Source organism: Winogradskyella ursingii, from assembly GCF_013403975.1.
Lineage (GTDB): Bacteria > Bacteroidota > Bacteroidia > Flavobacteriales > Flavobacteriaceae > Winogradskyella > Winogradskyella ursingii.
The window spans coordinates 37618-55283 of the sequence record NZ_JABFDH010000001.1 but is presented as its reverse complement, the minus strand read 5'-3'; the positions used below and the strand labels follow the sequence as shown (position 1 = coordinate 55283).

Genomic DNA, 17666 nt, shown 5'->3' with positions numbered 1-17666 from the left:
ATGAAACATATTAAATATATAACCCTATCACTACTAACATTAGGAATGTTATCCTGTGAGAACGAAACAGTTCAAGAACTACGGGACCAAGCCAATCAAAATGATGGTCCCTTACCAGAGCTCGTAGCTGGAGAAGCCGATTTTTCAAATTTCGTAGCTGTTGGAGCCTCATTTACGGCAGGTTTTACGGATAACGCCTTATTTATGGCAAGTCAGGAAAATTCATTCCCTAACATTATGGCGACTCAATTTGCCAAAGTTGGAGGTGGAAGTTTTAATCAACCATTAATGAATGGAAATTTAGGAGGGTTAAAACTAGGAAGTATGAGACTAACAGACCCAAGACTTGTTTTTGGTGGCGCTGGCCCAGTTCCTATTGAATCAGTTATTGGACCAGTTACGGTGATGACAGACATTACAAACAATCCTGCAGGCCCTTTTAATAATTTAGGAATTCCAGGTGCAAAAAGCTTCCATTTGGTTGCTCCAGGCTATGGTAATATTCAAAATTTACCAAATGCCAACCCTTATGCAGTTAGAGTTACAGGAAATGCGCCTAATGCTTCAATTGTAGAATTGGCAGTAGCACAAAATCCAACATTTTTCACATTATCAGAAGTTGGAGGAAATGATGTTTTAGGTTACGCAACATCTGGAGGTGACGGAAGTAATCCAATCACTCCTACGGCTATGTTTGATGGTGCATTAAATGCAATGGTCGCAGCATTGACCGCAAATGGTGCAAAAGGAGCGATAGGAAATTTACCTAATATTACAAGTTTATCTTTTTTTACTACAGTGCCTTTTAACTCTTTAGATCCTTCACTTCCTGCATTAGCACCGCAAATTGATGCTTTAAATGCTCAGTTGTACGAGCCATTGGATGGTATATTCACAGCTTTCGGCGAACCGGATAGACTTAATCCATTATCAAAAACAGCAGCAAACCCATTATTAATTAATGATGAAAACGCACCAGATCGTACTGCACAAATAACTGGCGCTTTGACACCAGTTTTAGGGCCTCAAACAGCAGCGGCTTTTGGTCAGATTTTTGGTAAAGCACGTCAGGCCACAGCAAATGATTTGATATTATTAACAGCATCTACTGCTATCGCGACGACAGTTCCTGGAGTTCCGGCACCTGCCAATGTTAATGGTGTTAGCTTTCCTATGGCAGATAATTTAGTATTAACTCCAGAAGAACAAACTGAAATCGCTACTGCAACCCAAGCTTATAATTCTAGTTTATCTGCTGCAGCAAACGCTAATAACCTCGCCTTGGTAGATTTAAATTCTATTTTAGTTGAGGCGTCTACAACAGGTATAGAGTTTGACGACTACTTCTTAAACACAGATCTAGTATTTGGAGGTTTAGTGAGTTTAGACGGCGTACATTTAACCGCCAGAGGTTATGCTTTAATGGCTAACAGCTTCTTGAAGGCCATTGACGCTACATATGGCTCTAATTTTGAAGCTTCAGGCAATTTAGCCGAGGCAGGTGATTTTCCAACAAATTATTCGCCAACACTGCAATAAAATATTTTAAAATTGTTGAATAGAAACACGTCTAAAAAAGGCGTGTTTTTTTTATTTAAAAAAGACTTATTTTTTTAAATAAAACTATATCTTTGCAGCGCAAAAAAAGGGGTACTTTGTACTTAAATCTAATCCCTATTTTTCAGAATTAAATTATTGCAAAACAAAAACATAAGAGTAATGTCAAAAGTTACAGGTAAAGTTGCACAAATCGTTGGTCCGGTTATCGATGTAGAATTCGCTGCTGGTTCAGAACTTCCAAAGATTTATGATTCGTTAGAAATTAACAACCAAGATGGTTCTAAATTAATATTAGAAGTACAGTCTCACATTGGAGAGGATACAGTACGTACCATTGCAATGGATTCATCAGATGGTTTAAGTAGAGGGACAGAAGTTCATGCAACTGGTGCTCCAATTCAAATGCCAATTGGTGAAGATGTTTACGGACGTCTTTTTAATGTAATTGGTGATGCTATCGATGGATTAGGTGATTTGCCTAAAGCGGGTGATGCTGGTTTGCCTATTCACAGACAAGCTCCTAAATTCGAAGATTTATCAACTTCAACAGAAGTTTTATTTACGGGTATTAAAGTAATTGACCTTATTGAGCCTTATGCAAAAGGTGGTAAGATTGGTTTATTTGGTGGTGCTGGTGTTGGTAAAACAGTATTGATTCAAGAATTGATTAACAATATCGCCAAAGGTCATGGTGGACTTTCTGTATTTGCAGGTGTTGGTGAAAGAACACGTGAAGGAAACGATTTACTTCGTGAGATGTTAGAGTCAGGTATTATAAAATATGGTGAGGACTTTATGCACTCTATGGAAGAAGGCGGATGGGATCTTCAAAAGGTTGATAAGTCAATCATGAAAGAATCTAAAGCAACTTTCGTGTTCGGACAAATGAATGAGCCTCCTGGAGCTCGTGCTCGTGTAGCACTTTCAGGATTAACTATAGCAGAATATTTCCGTGATGGTGCTGGAGATGGTCAAGGAAAAGACGTATTGTTCTTCGTTGATAATATCTTCCGTTTTACACAAGCGGGTTCTGAGGTATCTGCACTTTTAGGTCGTATGCCTTCTGCGGTAGGTTACCAACCGACATTAGCAACTGAGATGGGTGCGATGCAAGAGCGTATTACTTCAACTAAAAAAGGATCGATTACATCTGTACAAGCGGTTTATGTACCAGCAGATGATTTAACGGATCCTGCACCGGCAACAACCTTTGCTCACTTAGATGCAACTACGGTATTATCTCGTAAAATTGCTGAGCTTGGTATTTATCCAGCGGTAGATCCATTGGATTCTACATCTCGAATCTTAGCAGCTGATATTTTAGGTGATGAGCATTATAACTGTGCAACACGTGTAAAAGAGTTGTTACAGCGGTATAAGGAATTACAAGATATTATTGCCATCTTAGGTATGGAAGAATTGTCTGAAGAAGATAAAATGGCTGTAAACCGTGCACGTCGTGTACAACGTTTCTTATCTCAACCATTCCATGTAGCTGAACAGTTTACAGGTATTCCAGGTGTTTTAGTAGATATTAAAGAGACAATTAAAGGTTTTAACATGATTATGGACGGTGAATTAGATCACTTACCAGAAGCAGCGTTTAACCTTAAAGGTTCTATTGAAGAAGCTATTGAGGCTGGAGAAAAGATGTTAGCGGAAGCTTAAAAACAGTAAGCAGTATGCAGTATACAGTACGAACTCGATACTGATTACTAAATACTGATTAATAAATACTTAAAAACTATGTATTTAGAAATAGTATCACCAGAGGCCACATTGTTTAGTTCAGAAGTAGATTCTGTAACTGTACCAGGTGTTGAGGGTGAATTTCAAATGTTGAATAATCACGCAGCTATAGTATCTACTTTAAACTCAGGTACTGTAAAAATTCATACCCATAACCAAAATCATTTGGTGTTTGATGAACTGCATGCCGAAGTAAAGCCACATTTTGACGATAATAAGATATTGGTTGTAAAAATCAATTCCGGTACTGTTGAAATGAAAGACAACAAGGTTATTATTTTAGCTGATTAATTACATTATATCATATAAAAAACGCGAAGCAATGCTTCGCGTTTTTTATTTTATAACGTCCCGAGAATCTTATCCATCACCCAGGCCGTATGCGTAGCAGATTTTCCAGTCGAAGGATGCATTCGTATACCGTTTAAATGGTTTTTCATATTCTCAACATGATGTTGTTGAATGTGTTTTGGATTGTCAATTGAAAATTCTTGCGTCCGGTTTTCAGTAAATAGTTCAATCGGGTCATCGCCAAAAATTGAAAAGGTGACTTCACCTTTACTACCAACAATTCTTACTTCATCTTCTCTTTTATAGCTTCCAAAATTCCACATTGCAGAACCAATGACACCAGGGTTGTGCAGCCATGTGCCAGAAATAGCATCTTTAGAAGTGTATAATCGCTGTTGATTTAATGATATGCCTTTAGCTTCGCTGATGTCTCCCAATAAATAGACAAATAAATCCATTCCATGGCTCGCCAAATCATCAAAATAACCCGCTGGTGCTATTTTGGCATCGGTGCGCCAATTGTAATCTCTGGATGTATCTGCGTCGCTTGGTGTTCTGGTGAGTGTCCAGTTAACGTATCTTATTTTTCCAATACATTCAGCATCCAATAATTCCTTCACTTTGTTGAATCTCGGAAGTGACCTACGGTAATAAGCCACAAATAATGGGAGATTTTTCTTTTCAAAAGCTTCAGTAATGGCAACACATTCAGCGTAACTTGGCGCCATAGGCTTCTCGATACAGCATATTTTATCTGCTTTGGCCACCTTCAAAGCATAGTGATGGTGGCTGTCTGGTGGTGTTGCGATATAAACCGCATCAACCTCATCATCACTGATAAGCACATCGGCATCATCGTAAAACTTTTTAACATTATGACGTTTAGCGTAATCTTCTGCCAATTTCAGATTTCTGCGCATTACGGCTACGATTTCAAACCCTTCGGTCATTTGGTAGGCAGGTCCGCTTTTTTTCTCGGTAACATTACCGCAACCGATTATTCCCCATTTTATGGCTTTCTCCATTATGATTTACATGCGTTTTACAGCTTCCAGTTCAATTTTTAAATCTTGAAACATAGACATAATACTACTTAATTTTAGTTCCTTTTCATCATATTCTTGCGTGTTGATACAACAAGTAAATTCCCAAAGTTCCAGTATTTGCTCTTTTGAAATTAAATAAGGTTGATACGATTTGTTATCGGAACTCAACAATAAATTTACAGTATCTTTTTTAGGAATATAAACACGTTTGTAAACCAAACCATCGTCCTTGGTTAACACTACATAGGTTTTTCCGTTTTTAACGTCATTGATGTCTTCAACGAATTTCGCCACCACATAAGAGCCATCCTTTACAGGTAACATGGAATCCCCTTTAATGGGAAATGCCCTGTGTGTCCCTGTTGGCAAAAAAGGTAATTTAATCTTTTCAAGTTGCTCAATATATTCTGGATCATCGTAACCCGATAAATAACCTGCCGATGCTTTTGCAGGAATGATTTCAATCAAATCCTCATTTTCCTCATTTACGGTTATAGGAAATAGCACGCGCTTATTTCCGACTTCAATAAACGAAGTTTCCTTAGCTTTTCTTAAATCCTTACGCACCAAAATATCAATAGGAATGTCAAAATAATTAGATAAATCTATTAGCCGTTCAATCGGAGGCTCACTTCTTCCCTCTTCATAAGAACCCACGACAGAACGCGTCCAGTTTAGCTCGTCTGCGAATCGTTCTTGCGACATCTTTTTTAAAGTCCTAAGGTGCCTTATGTTAACTTGAATTGGTTTCAATACATTTTAAATTTAACATTATTTACTACAAATGTAAGCAATAAAAACTACATATAGTAGCTAATTTTACAGTCCAATTACTATTTATGTACCTCAATTGTCACACTTATTACAGTCTACGCTATGGCACCATAAAACCTGAACAATTACTTGCTATTGCTTCAGAAAATGGTGTACAGACTTTGGCGTTAACAGACATAAATACCACATCCGCGTGTTTTGATATTGTGAGACTTTCAGAAAAATACAAAGTAAAACCCGTGCTCGGTGTCGATTTTAGAAATAGTGCACAACAGCAATTTATTCTCATTGCGAAAAACAATGAAGGCTTCAAAAATATAAACACTTATCTGTCTAAATTTCTTCATAATTCCGAATTGCAAATACCTGAACGACCAGATGAATTTTTAGACGATTGCTTCGTAATTTATCCTTATCAAAACGGAAAACATTTCGATTTAAAACCAAATGAATTTTTAGGTATTTCACCCAAAGACCTCAACCATTTAAAGTTTAGTAAATGGAATCAATTCCGGAATAAATTGGTAGTACTAAAAACGGTATCGTTTCAAAATAAAAAGGGATTTAATACGCATCGTTTATTACGTGCTATTGACAACAACACCTTATTGAGCAAATTGCCAAAATCTGAAGAAGGTAGTGAAACAGACATCATGCTACCTTACAATGAGCTTTGTAAAACCTACGAGGAATTCCCAACGTTAATCGATAATACAGAACAACTTTTGGCAGACTGTTCTATCGATTTTGACTTTAAAAACAACACGTCTAAAAATCAAAAATGCCTAACCGCAAATGAAACTTCGGATTATCAATTGTTAGAAAAACTGACTTACGACGGTATTCCCTATCGTTATGGAAATGATGTTGAACAAAAGGTTTATGACCGCATTAAGAAGGAACTTAACCTTATTAAGCAAAAAGGTTTTGTTTCTTATTTTCTCATAAATTGGAAAATTTTAGAATACGCACGCAGTAAAAATTATTACTATGTTGGCCGTGGTAGTGGTGCCAATAGCATCATCGCCTATTTATTACGCATTACAGACGTTGACCCAATTGAACTCGATTTATATTTTGAGCGTTTTATAAATCTCTTTCGGCAAAATCCGCCCGATTTTGATATCGATTTTTCCTGGAAAGACAGAGACGATGTCACCCATTTTATCTTTAATAATTTTAAACATACCGCGTTAATAACGGTTTATAATACTTTTAAATTTAAAGCTTCGGTACGCGAGTTGGGTAAAGTTTTTGGATTGCCAAAAGCCGAAATGGACAAACTTACCCGAGATAAATATAGTTTTAATCAGCTGGATAGATTATCTCAACTGGTAATTAAATATGCCAAATACATTCAAGGATTCCCAAATTATTTGGGTATTCACGCAGGTGGAATTTTGATTTCAGAACAACCCATTCATTGTTATTGTGCCACATTTATGCCACCAAAAGGTTTTGCCACAACACAGTTTGATATGGTTGTGGCCGAAGACATCGGACTCTACAAATTTGATATTCTCAGCCAACGTGGGCTCGGAAAAATAAAGGAAACTGTTGAAATTATAGACCGTAATTACACCAAACAAGCACCACTCGATATTCATAATATTAAAGCTTTTAAAAAAGATGAACGCATTAAAGATTTGCTACGCAATGCTAAAGCTATTGGATGTTTTTATGTAGAATCGCCAGCGATGCGCATGCTTTTAAAAAAACTTCAAGTTGATACTTATTTGGGCTTGGTTGCTGCAAGTTCTATCATTAGGCCTGGTGTTTCCAATAGTGGGATGATGCGCGAATATATTCTGCGCCATCGTCAGCCCGAAAAACGAAAAGAAGCGCATCCTGTATTGCAAAGCATTATGCCCGAAACCTATGGTGTTATGGTGTATCAAGAAGACGTAATTAAAGTGGCACACATTTTTGGCGGCTTGGATTTGGGCGAATCGGACATGTTGCGTCGTGGTATGTCAGGGAAATTCCGCTCACGGGAAGAATTTCTAAAAGTGAAACAAAAGTTTTTTAACAACTGTGCCAATCGCGGTGAAACTTACGAAGTCGTAGCAGACATTTGGAGACAGATTGAAAGTTTTGCTGGCTATGCTTTTGCTAAAGGACATTCGGCTTCGTATGCCGTAGAAAGTTACCAAAGCTTATTTTTGAAAGCTTATTATCCGTTGGAATATATGACGGCTACCATTAATAATTTTGGTGGTTTTTATAGCACCGAACTTTATGTTCACGAAGCACGAATGCACAATGGCACCATTGAAGCGCCATGCATTAACACGTCATTTGCTGAAGCCATTATCATAGACAAAACAATTTATCTAGGTTTTATGTTTTTGCAATCACTGGAAAGTAAAACCATTAACCGTATACTTTCTGAGCGTACCAAAAACGGAAAGTTTCAATCGCTAGATGATTTTATAGAACGCGTACCGATTTCCATTGAACAGATTTCAATTTTAATAAAAATAAATGCGTTTCGGTTTACAAAAACCAATAAGCGCGAACTACTTTGGGAGGCACATCTTAAAATCAGTAAAACTGTAATTAGAGAAGACCTGATTACACTTTTTAAAACGCAGCGCGTCAATTACAGCACACCAAAACTACCAAGTAACGCTTTAGAAAATGCCTTTGATGAGTTAGAACTTTTAGGCTTTCCGTTGTGCAATCCGTTTCATCTATTAGAACAACCTTCAACCAGTAAATTACGAGCTAAGCATTTAGAACGGCTTATCGGAAAATATATAAAAATTGAAGGCTATCTCATCACCACCAAAAACACCAAAACCTCAAAAGGTAAAGTGATGCATTTTGGCACATTTTTAGACCGTGAGGGCGATTTTATAGATACAGTTCATTTTCCGCCAATAGCTGCCAAATATCCATTTAGAGGAAAGGGCATTTATGAGATTATCGGTAAAGTGATGGTAGAATTTAATTGCGTAACGATTGAGGTTTCGAAATTTGAACGCTTGTCAATAATTGAAGATCCGCGGTATTCTATCAAATCAAAAAATCCAACTTTTCAAAAAAAGAAAAGTTTTAAGGACCTTAAACTTACATCAACTTAAAAGTAAAACACATCGTCACTTCGAGTGATTTATGAGGCACGAATAAATAGTATCGAGAAGTGCTTAATAATTAACTATTCTCGATACATCAATTTTTTCGCTTTAGCTACAAAAATTGACACTCGAACTGACGATAGAATTAAAAAATGAACAACAACCGCAACATAGTACACATGGATTTAGACACGTTTTTTGTGTCCTGTGAAAGACTGCTAGATAGTAAGCTAAATGGCAAACCCATACTCATTGGTGGTACAAGCGATAGAGGTGTTGTGGCATCGTGTAGTTACGAAGCACGCACCTTTGGCATCCATTCTGCAATGCCTATGCGGTTGGCAAAACAGCTCTGCCCTGAAGCCATTGTACTTAGAGGGAATTCTGGTGTTTACACCAAATTTTCAAATAATGTTACAGATGTGATTAAAGAAAGTGTACCACTTTACGAAAAAACATCGATTGATGAGTTTTACATTGATCTCACAGGAATGGATAAGTTTTTTGGCTGCCATAAATTGGCTTCAGAACTGCGTCAAAAAATAATCAGGGAAACGGGATTGCCTATTTCTTTTGGTTTATCACTTAATAAAACAGTATCTAAAATTGCGACAGGTGAAGCCAAACCTAATAACGAAATTCGTGTGCTTTCTGGTGATGAAAAACCATTTTTAGCTCCGCTTTCGGTTAAAAAGATTCCGATGGTCGGTAATGTCACTTATAAGGCACTTTGTGATTTGGGTGTAAAACGAATAAGAACTGTGCAAGAAATGCCCATGGAATTGATGCACAAAGTTTTGGGGAAAAATGGATTGTCCATTTGGAAAAAAGCCAATGGCATAGATAACAGCCCCGTAATACAATATCACGAACGCAAATCCATTTCTACCGAACGTACTTTTGGGCAGGATACCACAGATGTCAACAAATTAAAAGGATTGGTAATAGCCATGGCAGAGAATTTGGCGTTTCAGTTGCGTCGTGGTAATAAATTAACGGCTTGCGTCACCTTTAAAATTCGATATTCAGATTTTCAGACGTACACGCAGCAACAGCGAATTCCGTATAGCGCTATGGATCATAGTATTATTCCCGTGGTGCTGGAGTTATTCAAAAAACTCTACAACCGACGGCTTTTAGTGAGACTAATAGGTGTACGTTTTAGTCATTTGGTAGAAGGCGGACACCAAGTCAATTTGTTTGAAGACAATGAAATGCACCTCAACCTCAGTAATGCCATGGATAAAATGAGGGAACGTTATGGAGACAGAGCTGTAATGAGTGCCGCTGGAATGGAAGCCAAAACCATTAGTCGTTGGAATCCTTTTACGGGAGAACCACCACCTTTGCTGGCTAATAGGCATCAGTGATCAATCTTCAACATACTCTAAAATATCGCTCGGCTGGCAATCTAGCGCTTTACAAATGGCCTCTAAAGTAGAAAAACGAATGGCTTTGGCCTTTCCTGTTTTTAAAATGGAAAGATTGGCAGTAGTAATCCCAACAATTTCTGCAAGCTCATTGCTCTTCATGCCTCGTTTAGCGAGCATTATGTCTAAGTTGACTACTATTGGCATGATTAGATGGTTAGATTGTTTTCTTGTTTTAAATCCTCACCTTCTTTAAAGATTTCAGCCATTATAAATGCTAAAATGATACAAATTACTGGCGTCAAGGATATATGTGACATAGTTTGATTGCCATTTTCGAACCGAAGTACGGTATAACTTGTTAGAATTGCAACAAACACTATATATATCCCAATCCGTCTAAATAGTTTGACATTATTTCTAGTAAATGTATTTAAATTTTTTACAGACAACATAACCCTTTCAAAGGCCCTAATTATAAGAAACATTAAAATCATAATAATGAGTATCTTAAAGAAATTTACATATAACGAAACTGTTTTTAGTTTTTCAAAAGTATAAGGTTTCAAATCATATCTATTGTCATTATTATCCTTCCAAACAGTCGAGTATATATTTGTAATACCTAACAACCTAACATTATCACTTAAGATAATCTCTTCACCTCCAAAAGTCTTTTTATCAACCTGGACATAAATAAATAAACTCGTCAGGCCTATTGCCGTAACTATTAAAATAATTTTTAATAATCTTGATATCAAGATAGCAATATTTAAAAGTGTGTTTTTAGTCATAATTATACAGTTAAATCATTTTCTTCTTTTATAACCTTAGCATCTCTAATAATTGTACTCATAAGCATTAAAAACAATCCCATGGCAATTATTAATAAATAGACCAATGTTTTTTCACTTAAACCAATAAAAACTTTCCGCTTAAAAAACATATTGCCAATCTCATCAATAAACCATAATGAAACTGACGAAAGAACCATAAGTTTTCCCGAATTGAACATTCCTATTAAAAGTTCGGAATTATAAAAATCTTTATTCAATAGCAATTTTGTTGCCCTTCTTAATTTCCAAAGTGCAACAACAAAAACAACATAAACCACAAGCTTTAAAAAGGTGAAAATATAAAGCATTGATTCAGTTTTAAAAATTAATGCATCGTGTTTTAAACCGATAAATTCTTGTTTTACACCCAAAAGAGTCATTGCTAAAACAATAATCCCTAAACCAATGCTAATTAGTAGAAGGAAAATAATAACATTTAATATCAAATAAAGAGTTCTCGCAGAGTTCATAATTATTGTTTAACAATAACAAATATATAATTATTATTGTTAAACAATAATTTTTTATCGAAAAAAAATAATTTTAGATAAATCTCTACCGTTTTTTGAAACGACTTAGGTCTTAGTTATATTTGAAGAATGAATTCCGAAATTATTGTTTCAGAAAACGATAGACCTATCTGGCAAATGCCTATTGCCGCACTGTTTTTTTCCGCAGCTACATTAATTATATTACTAGCTTTGTATAAATTAGAATTTACCGAAAAAGGACTTATTATATTTTTGCATAGACTTGAACCAAGTATTGCACTTGCATCAATTGGCGTAGGATTCACCTTAACTAAAAGTATCCATATTGATATTAAAAGTTCAAAATTTAAGCCAACGTTAGCAGTTGGTCCTTTAAAATTTGGCACCTGGAAAACCATTAAAAATTACGAATACGTTTCGGTATTTCATCAGCCTTTAAAGGATGGAAGTTATATCTTTGAGGTGAATCTTTGGTACGATAACAACAAACATTTTAACCTCTACGAAAAAGACAATTATAAAGATGCATTTTTAATTGGTTACGACCTTTCTGAAGAATTAAACATCGATTTGTTAGACGCAACGGTCCCAAATGATTTTAAGTGGATAGATAAAGAAGAATGGAAAACTAAAATCAATGAAGTCTCTACCAAATAAACTCAACACAAAACTACAAGACCGTAGAGCGAATGACGCTTTTAGGCAATTGGACACGCCAAAAGATTTGGTAGATTTTTCATCTAACGACTATTTAGGATTTTCGAAATCAGAAGCTATTTTTGATAAAGCCCATCAATATTTAATTGAAAACAATTTAAAACAAAACGGCGCAACTGGCTCTCGCTTACTCTCAGGAAATCATAAGCTTTACAATGAAGTTGAATCGGAAATTGCAAAAACTCACAATTGCGAAGCAGCTTTGATTTTCAATTCGGGTTACGATGCTAATATTGGTTTTTTCTCATCCATACCACAACGTAACGATGTGATTTTATATGACGAATTGTGCCATGCTTCCATCAGGGATGGTATAAAAATGAGCAATGCCAAAAGCTTTAAGTTTAAGCATAATGATTTTCAGGATTTGAAGAAACAGATTCTTCGCTTCGCTCTGAATGACAATTGCGATTTGTACGTAGTCACCGAATCCGTTTTTTCAATGGATGGCGATTCACCAGATTTGGTCGCACTTTCAAAATTATGTAAAACTCAAGATGCCAATCTCATCATCGATGAAGCTCATGCCGTTGGAGTTTTTGGATATGGATTAGTTCAAAAGCATAAAATCGAAACTGATGTTTTTGCCAGAATTATCACTTTCGGCAAAGCTCTTGGTTGTCACGGTGCGGCTATTTTAGGCTCTCAGAGATTAAAGGACTATCTCGTAAATTTTTCACGATCTTTTATTTATACTACGGCATTACCTCCACATACTTTGGCTACGATAAAAACGGCTTATAGTGAATTATCTGTCATGTCGAACACTTCGACTGCGCTCAGTACAAGCTTCAGTGAGACATCTCATCCTCAAATTGAGAGGCTATCAGATAACATCAATTTCTTCAAAAAAGAAATCAAGCGCGTAGGTTTACAAAACGAATTTATTCAAAGTGATTCCGCAATCCATTGTTGCATCATTCCTAACAACGAAAGTGTAAAATCAGTAGCAAGCACACTTCAAGATCATGGCTATGATGTTAAACCTATATTGTCACCAACTGTGCCTAAAGGAAAAGAACGTTTGCGCTTTTGCGTTCACAGCTACAATTCCAAAGAAGAAATATCGGAAGTCTTGACCTTGTTGACTACCTTTGTGGCGTAGTCATGCCGAACTTGTTTCAGCACCTCATAATCAATTATGAAAGATCAAACATTTGTAACCATCGCAAGATTTCAATATTCGTCCGAAGCACAAATCATAAAAGGTCGCTTGGAAGCTGATGGTATTCAGGTTTTTCTGAAAGATAACATCACGATTGACACTGACCCATTGGTAAGTAATGCTATTGGCGGTATAAAATTGAATGTACGCGCTGAGGATGAAAAGGAAGCACGAGAAATATTAAAATCCATTAAAGCATATGCAGTGGATGATGAAGGCACACCAATAATTTGTCCAAATTGTGGGAAGAATGAAGTAGAGATGTATTCAACAATAGATAATTTAAAATCATTTTTGTCATTCCTACTTGGATTGATAACCTTTACGTTACCATTCCATACACGTTATAAATATGTTTGTGAAAATTGTAAAACAGAATTTTCAATAAAAGATAGAAAAAGCCATTTGCGACGCGTTAAATAAATATGAATAATTATTTTATAACAGGAATTTCAACAGAGGTTGGCAAAACCATTGCCTCTGCCATTTTGGTCGAAGCTTTAGAAGCTGACTATTTTAAGCCCATCCAAGCCGGAGATTTAGACAATAGCGATACGCATAAAGTGAAGCGATTGATTTCCAATTCTAAATCCGTTTTCCACCCAAACAGTTACGCTTTAAAAACACCAATGAGTCCACACGGAGCGGCAGAGATTGATGACATTACAATCGATATCAAAAAGATAAAACGACCAAAAACAAAAAACAATTTGGTCATAGAAGGAGCTGGTGGGTTAATGGTTCCGCTCAATAATTCTGAAACGATTTTAGATTTAATTCAGCCAAAGGATAAAGTCATCGTGGTGTCTCGACATTATTTAGGTAGCATTAATCACACGCTATTAACTATAAATACACTGAAAGAAAAAGGGTTGGATGTTGCCTTAATTTATAGCGGGAACGAAAACAAATCCACCGAGTCAATAATCGAAAAAATGACAGGAGTAAAAGTGATTGGTAGAATAAACGATGAGCCTTATTTTGATAGGAATGTGATTAAAGAATATGCGGAGAAGTTCAAGGAATCACTTACGTCGCCCTGAACTCGTTTCAGGGTCACACATAAATGAAAAATAGTTACGTTTACATATTAACCAACAAATACAGAACAACTTTCTATATTGGAGTAACTGCAAATCTAAGTAAAAGACTAGAAGAGCATTATAACTAAACAGCTTCAAAATTTACTAAGAAATACAATATCAAAGATTTAATTTACTTTGAAACATTTAATGATATAAATCAGGCGATTGATAGGGAAAACCAATTGAAAAACTGGCATAAAGAATGGAAGTTGAATTTGGTTAAAACTATTAACCCAAATTTAGAAACTTTAGATTATTAGTGATACAATAAAATTATGTGATGCTGAAACGAGTTCAGCATGATGAAAACTTTCAGAAAAACAAAGACAAAGCTACAAATGCCAAAAGATAATAATAATGACCAAGCCAAATTCCCTTTTTCCTCTGGAAAGAGGGTTAGGGAGAAAGGCTTTTTGAGCTTATCTGAAAGAGACAAAAAACACCTCTGGCACCCACTAACTCAACACCAACTGCACCCTGAAAGCGTTGCAATTGTTAAAGCGGAAGGCTGCACCTTATACGACGAAGATGGCAATAAATATATTGATGCCATAGCTTCTTGGTACACTTGCATGTACGGTCATTGCAATCCACACATTACCAATCGCGTTGCTGAGCAAATGAAAACTTTGGATCAGGTTGTTTTTAGTAGTTTAACCCATGAACCTGCTATAAAATTATCTGAAGCTTTAATCGATATTCTTCCGAAGAATCAAAATAAAATATTTTTTAGTGATAATGGTTCAACCTCAGTGGAAGTGGGTATTAAAATGGCGTTGCAATATCATTTCAACCAAGGTGAGAAACGCAATGTAATAATTGCTTTTGAAGATGGGTTTCACGGAGATACCTTTGGTGCTATGAGTGTTTCAGGCCTATCAGTTTACAATGGTCCTTTTGAAGATTTTTTTATTGAAGTAAAACGCATACCAACACCAAATGGAGACAATCACAAAGAAATTTTAAATCAACTTGAACAGATTTCAAAAGAAAATAATGTTGCTGCGTTGGTTTACGAACCTTTAGTTCAAGGAGCCGCTGCAATGAAAATGCATGACGTAAAAGGTTTGGATGCAATTTTGGAATTCTGCAAATCTCAAAATATTATAACAGTAGCTGACGAAGTGATGACAGGATTTGGAAAAACAGGAAAACATTTTGCTTCGCTTCATCTTAAAAATCAACCAGATATTTTATGCTTGAGCAAGGCGTTAACAGTAGGCCTTTTACCAATGGCAATCACGAGTTGCAGCCAAAAGATTTATGATGCTTTTTTAAGTAATGACATTACAAAAGGCTTTTTTCACGGCCACACCTACTCTGCCAATCCTTTAGCCTGTACAGCTGCATTAGCTGGAATTGAACTGTTAAAATCAGAAGACATTCAACAAAACATAAAACGGATTATCACCTCACATCAAGCTTTTGGAAAACGTATGCAATCGCATCCAAAAGTAGCATCAGTCCGACAAACAGGAATAATTTTCGCTTTGGATTTAAATATTAAAATGGAACGCTATGGCAATCTTCGAGACCAGCTTTTTAAATTCTTTATGGACAATGGCGTGTTTTTAAGACCATTGGGCAGCACTATTTATATTTTAGCGCCTTATGTAATTACGGATAAAGAATTGGATAAAGTTTATCGAACTATTGAAGCTGCTTTGAAAGAATTTTAGTTTTGTTTGAGACCTGTCAGGTTGGTTGCTGAGGCTACTCGAAGCATTAAACCTGACAAATTTGAAATTCCAAACTCTAATCTAAAAGATTTATGGTTTCAGTTTCGCCATCGATCTTAACATAAAGTACTCTATAAGCCCACTCGTCATTTATCTTCTCAGCATCAACGACAATACTACCTTCATCTTTAGGGCCTTTTATTGGTATAGTCAATTCTGCCGTAGTAGTGCCATTTTTGTAATTATAACTGGTATTGCCCATTCCATTGGTCTCAATTGGACTGCCTAAAAAGGCAATAACTTTCTCATTCTCGATAGTTTTTGCCAGCGCATGTTGATAAGGCTCTGATTCCTTTATGCTATCTGAAACTTTATAAATTAAACCACCTATAGCTAAACCTACAATTACAATGACTGTTAAACAACCACCACCAAGTACCCATCCCCAATTTCTGGCAAACCAACTTTTCTGTTTTTGTTCTTCCATTTTTATTTATTGATTGATTACTAAATATATGTAAACTTGAAGTCGGTTTTGTTACAAAAGCACACAAAATTTGAAGCAACATCATTTTTAGGCTTCAGATTAAACCTTACTTTTGTTTCATCAAATGAGATGCTGAAACAAGTTCAGCATGACAATTATGAAGCAACCTATTTCCATAACATCAATTTCCTCTATTTCAGCCTTAGGATTTCAACCTGAAGACATTTGGAATAACTATAAATCCCGCAATCATTTCTTTTCTAAAAAAAATGGTGATTGGGTTGCACAATTGCCATCTGAAGCTAAACAGGAAATCGAATCGTTAAAGCAGTCAAATTCCAAATACAAAAATTTAGATGACTCGGTTTTATTCGGAATATTTTCAGCACGTCAAGCCGTGAAACAAGCAGGTTGGAAATCATCAGACAATTTTGGCATAAATATCGGATCGTCTCGTGGTGCAACTGGGTTATTCGAGAAGTATTTTGAAGATTTTTTAGATAAAAACAAAGCTGAAACTTTAAGTTCGCCAACCACAACCTTAGGCAATATATCATCTTGGATTGCACATGATCTACAGACCAATGGCCCAGAAATTTCACATTCCATAACCTGTTCAACAGCATTGCACTCACTCTTAAATGGAGTTGCGTGGCTCAAGTCTGGCATGTGCGATAAATTTTTAGTTGGCGGCAGTGAAGCTCCTTTAACACCTTTCACAATCGCACAGATGAAGGCTTTGAAAATTTATGCTAAATATAAATTGGAAGACAGCTGTCATGCTGAGCCTGTCGAAGCATCTTATCCTAACCAAGCACTAAACCTCAACAAAACCGAAAACACAATGATTCTCGGCGAAGCTGCTTCTACCGCTTGTTTAGAAAAAGGGAAAGCAGAAAACGCTTTAGCATATATTGAAGGCATAGGCTATGGCACAGAATTATTGGAACATAACGCTTCTCTTTCAACTAACGCAGATTGCTTTCAACGCTCAATGAAAATGGCTTTGGGAGATTTAAATCCTGACGAAGTCGATATTATCGTAACGCACACACCTGGCACAAGAAAAGGAGATATAGCAGAATACAACGCAATAAGAAAGATTTTCTGTAACAAAATTCCTGCTTTGACTACTAATAAGTTACAAGTTGGTCACAGCTTAGGAGCTTCAGGAATGCTCAGCGTAGAAATGGCCATACTAATGCTTAACCATCAAGAATTTCTTGACGTTCCTTTCTTGGAACAACAGACACCAGATAAAATTTCAAAAATAATGGTCAATGCCGTAGGCTTTGGTGGTAATGCAGTGAGCGTGATACTTTCAAAATGAAATATG

18 protein-coding genes are annotated in these 17666 nt (G+C 36.1%); 12 read left to right on the top strand and 6 right to left on the bottom strand.

All coding sequences use genetic code 11. The annotated features are described in order from the left end of the window. From HM983_RS00260 to HM983_RS00250, 3 genes are all read left to right on the top strand, one after another. Positions 1-1539 carry an SGNH/GDSL hydrolase family protein gene (locus HM983_RS00260; protein WP_179343232.1) on the top strand — a complete coding sequence of 513 codons (1539 nt, stop codon included), beginning with the start codon at positions 1-3 and terminating at the stop codon, positions 1537-1539. 180 nt (positions 1540-1719) lie between these two features. After that, positions 1720-3228: a F0F1 ATP synthase subunit beta gene (atpD, locus tag HM983_RS00255; protein WP_179343231.1), complete on the top strand. Its 1509-nt coding sequence runs from the start codon at positions 1720-1722 to the stop codon at positions 3226-3228. A gap of 78 nt (positions 3229-3306) precedes the next feature. Beyond that, entirely contained in the window at positions 3307-3600 is a 294-nt protein-coding gene (locus HM983_RS00250) for a F0F1 ATP synthase subunit epsilon (protein ID WP_179343230.1), read from the top strand. A gap of 50 nt (positions 3601-3650) precedes the next feature. Here the strand turns inward: HM983_RS00250 and HM983_RS00245 are convergent, their stop codons facing one another. Together HM983_RS00245 and HM983_RS00240 are read right to left on the bottom strand one after the other, a co-directional pair. Then, positions 3651-4625 (bottom strand): Gfo/Idh/MocA family protein, encoded by a 975-nt coding sequence (locus HM983_RS00245; RefSeq protein ID WP_179343229.1) that lies wholly within the window; start codon positions 4623-4625, stop codon positions 3651-3653. Positions 4626-4631: 6 nt separating this feature from the next. Then, positions 4632-5399, bottom strand: coding sequence for an XRE family transcriptional regulator (locus HM983_RS00240; protein WP_179343228.1), 768 nt, complete (start codon positions 5397-5399; stop codon positions 4632-4634). Between the two features lie 86 nt (positions 5400-5485). Here HM983_RS00240 and HM983_RS00235 point away from each other — a divergent pair, with 86 nt between their 5' ends. Next, a complete protein-coding gene (locus HM983_RS00235; protein ID WP_179343227.1) occupies positions 5486-8506 on the top strand; it encodes a DNA polymerase III subunit alpha in 3021 nt (1006 codons plus the stop codon). A gap of 146 nt (positions 8507-8652) precedes the next feature. After that, complete coding sequence (dinB, locus tag HM983_RS00230) at positions 8653-9870, top strand: DNA polymerase IV (protein WP_179343226.1); 1218 nt, start codon at positions 8653-8655, stop codon at positions 9868-9870. On the opposite strand, the gene HM983_RS00225 is transcribed toward dinB, so the two are convergent. Genes HM983_RS00225 through HM983_RS00215 form a run of 3 tightly spaced genes read right to left on the bottom strand, consistent with a single transcriptional unit; the run spans position 9871 to position 11176 of the window. Next, positions 9871-10077 (bottom strand): helix-turn-helix domain-containing protein, encoded by a 207-nt coding sequence (locus HM983_RS00225; RefSeq protein ID WP_179343225.1) that lies wholly within the window; start codon positions 10075-10077, stop codon positions 9871-9873. Positions 10078-10079: 2 nt separating this feature from the next. Continuing rightward, positions 10080-10664 carry a DUF2975 domain-containing protein gene (locus HM983_RS00220; protein ID WP_179343224.1) on the bottom strand — a complete coding sequence of 195 codons (585 nt, stop codon included), beginning with the start codon at positions 10662-10664 and terminating at the stop codon, positions 10080-10082. Between the two features lie 2 nt (positions 10665-10666). Then, entirely contained in the window at positions 10667-11176 is a 510-nt protein-coding gene (locus HM983_RS00215; RefSeq protein WP_179343223.1) for a hypothetical protein, read from the bottom strand. Between the two features lie 129 nt (positions 11177-11305). Between HM983_RS00215 and HM983_RS00210 the strand changes: the two genes are divergently transcribed. The 6 genes from HM983_RS00210 to bioA all read left to right on the top strand — a co-directional run bounded on the left by HM983_RS00210 (position 11306) and on the right by bioA (position 15843). Further along, entirely contained in the window at positions 11306-11854 is a 549-nt protein-coding gene (locus HM983_RS00210; RefSeq protein WP_179343222.1) for a hypothetical protein, read from the top strand. After that, on the top strand, positions 11835-13019 hold the full coding sequence (locus HM983_RS00205; protein WP_179343221.1) for an aminotransferase class I/II-fold pyridoxal phosphate-dependent enzyme: 1185 nt from the start codon (positions 11835-11837) through the stop codon (positions 13017-13019). Before HM983_RS00210 ends, HM983_RS00205 begins: the two co-directional genes overlap by 20 nt. Before the next feature lie 36 nt (positions 13020-13055). Further along, entirely contained in the window at positions 13056-13502 is a 447-nt protein-coding gene (locus HM983_RS00200; protein WP_179343220.1) for a putative signal transducing protein, read from the top strand. Between the two features lie 2 nt (positions 13503-13504). After that, positions 13505-14122, top strand: a complete 618-nt coding sequence (bioD, locus tag HM983_RS00195) for a dethiobiotin synthase (RefSeq protein ID WP_179343219.1) — start codon at positions 13505-13507, stop codon at positions 14120-14122. A 23-nt stretch (positions 14123-14145) separates the two neighbouring features. Further along, a complete protein-coding gene (locus HM983_RS15975) occupies positions 14146-14250 on the top strand; it encodes a GIY-YIG nuclease family protein (RefSeq protein WP_317166931.1) in 105 nt (34 codons plus the stop codon). 327 nt (positions 14251-14577) lie between these two features. After that, positions 14578-15843, top strand: coding sequence for an adenosylmethionine--8-amino-7-oxononanoate transaminase (gene bioA, locus HM983_RS00185; protein WP_179344066.1), 1266 nt, complete (start codon positions 14578-14580; stop codon positions 15841-15843). 76 nt (positions 15844-15919) lie between these two features. Here the strand turns inward: bioA and HM983_RS00180 are convergent, their stop codons facing one another. Further along, complete coding sequence (locus HM983_RS00180) at positions 15920-16330, bottom strand: cytochrome c oxidase assembly factor Coa1 family protein (protein ID WP_179343218.1); 411 nt, start codon at positions 16328-16330, stop codon at positions 15920-15922. A gap of 157 nt (positions 16331-16487) precedes the next feature. Between HM983_RS00180 and HM983_RS00175 the strand changes: the two genes are divergently transcribed. After that, complete coding sequence (locus HM983_RS00175; RefSeq protein ID WP_179344065.1) at positions 16488-17660, top strand: beta-ketoacyl synthase N-terminal-like domain-containing protein; 1173 nt, start codon at positions 16488-16490, stop codon at positions 17658-17660. The last annotated feature ends 6 nt before the right edge of the window (positions 17661-17666 follow it).

Coding starts and splice junctions, on each gene's coding strand:
- HM983_RS00260 (WP_179343232.1), top strand. CDS start 1: ATGAAACATATTAAATATATAACCCTATCACTACTAACATTAGGAATG.
- atpD (WP_179343231.1), top strand. CDS start 1,720: ATGTCAAAAGTTACAGGTAAAGTTGCACAAATCGTTGGTCCGGTTATC.
- HM983_RS00250 (WP_179343230.1), top strand. CDS start 3,307: ATGTATTTAGAAATAGTATCACCAGAGGCCACATTGTTTAGTTCAGAA.
- HM983_RS00245 (WP_179343229.1), bottom strand. CDS start 4,625: ATGGAGAAAGCCATAAAATGGGGAATAATCGGTTGCGGTAATGTTACC.
- HM983_RS00235 (WP_179343227.1), top strand. CDS start 5,486: ATGTACCTCAATTGTCACACTTATTACAGTCTACGCTATGGCACCATA.
- dinB (WP_179343226.1), top strand. CDS start 8,653: ATGAACAACAACCGCAACATAGTACACATGGATTTAGACACGTTTTTT.
- HM983_RS00225 (WP_179343225.1), bottom strand. CDS start 10,077: ATGCCAATAGTAGTCAACTTAGACATAATGCTCGCTAAACGAGGCATG.
- HM983_RS00220 (WP_179343224.1), bottom strand. CDS start 10,664: ATGACTAAAAACACACTTTTAAATATTGCTATCTTGATATCAAGATTA.
- HM983_RS00215 (WP_179343223.1), bottom strand. CDS start 11,176: ATGAACTCTGCGAGAACTCTTTATTTGATATTAAATGTTATTATTTTC.
- HM983_RS00210 (WP_179343222.1), top strand. CDS start 11,306: ATGAATTCCGAAATTATTGTTTCAGAAAACGATAGACCTATCTGGCAA.
- HM983_RS00205 (WP_179343221.1), top strand. CDS start 11,835: ATGAAGTCTCTACCAAATAAACTCAACACAAAACTACAAGACCGTAGA.
- HM983_RS00200 (WP_179343220.1), top strand. CDS start 13,056: ATGAAAGATCAAACATTTGTAACCATCGCAAGATTTCAATATTCGTCC.
- bioD (WP_179343219.1), top strand. CDS start 13,505: ATGAATAATTATTTTATAACAGGAATTTCAACAGAGGTTGGCAAAACC.
- HM983_RS15975 (WP_317166931.1), top strand. CDS start 14,146: ATGAAAAATAGTTACGTTTACATATTAACCAACAAATACAGAACAACT.
- HM983_RS00180 (WP_179343218.1), bottom strand. CDS start 16,330: ATGGAAGAACAAAAACAGAAAAGTTGGTTTGCCAGAAATTGGGGATGG.
- HM983_RS00175 (WP_179344065.1), top strand. CDS start 16,488: ATGAAGCAACCTATTTCCATAACATCAATTTCCTCTATTTCAGCCTTA.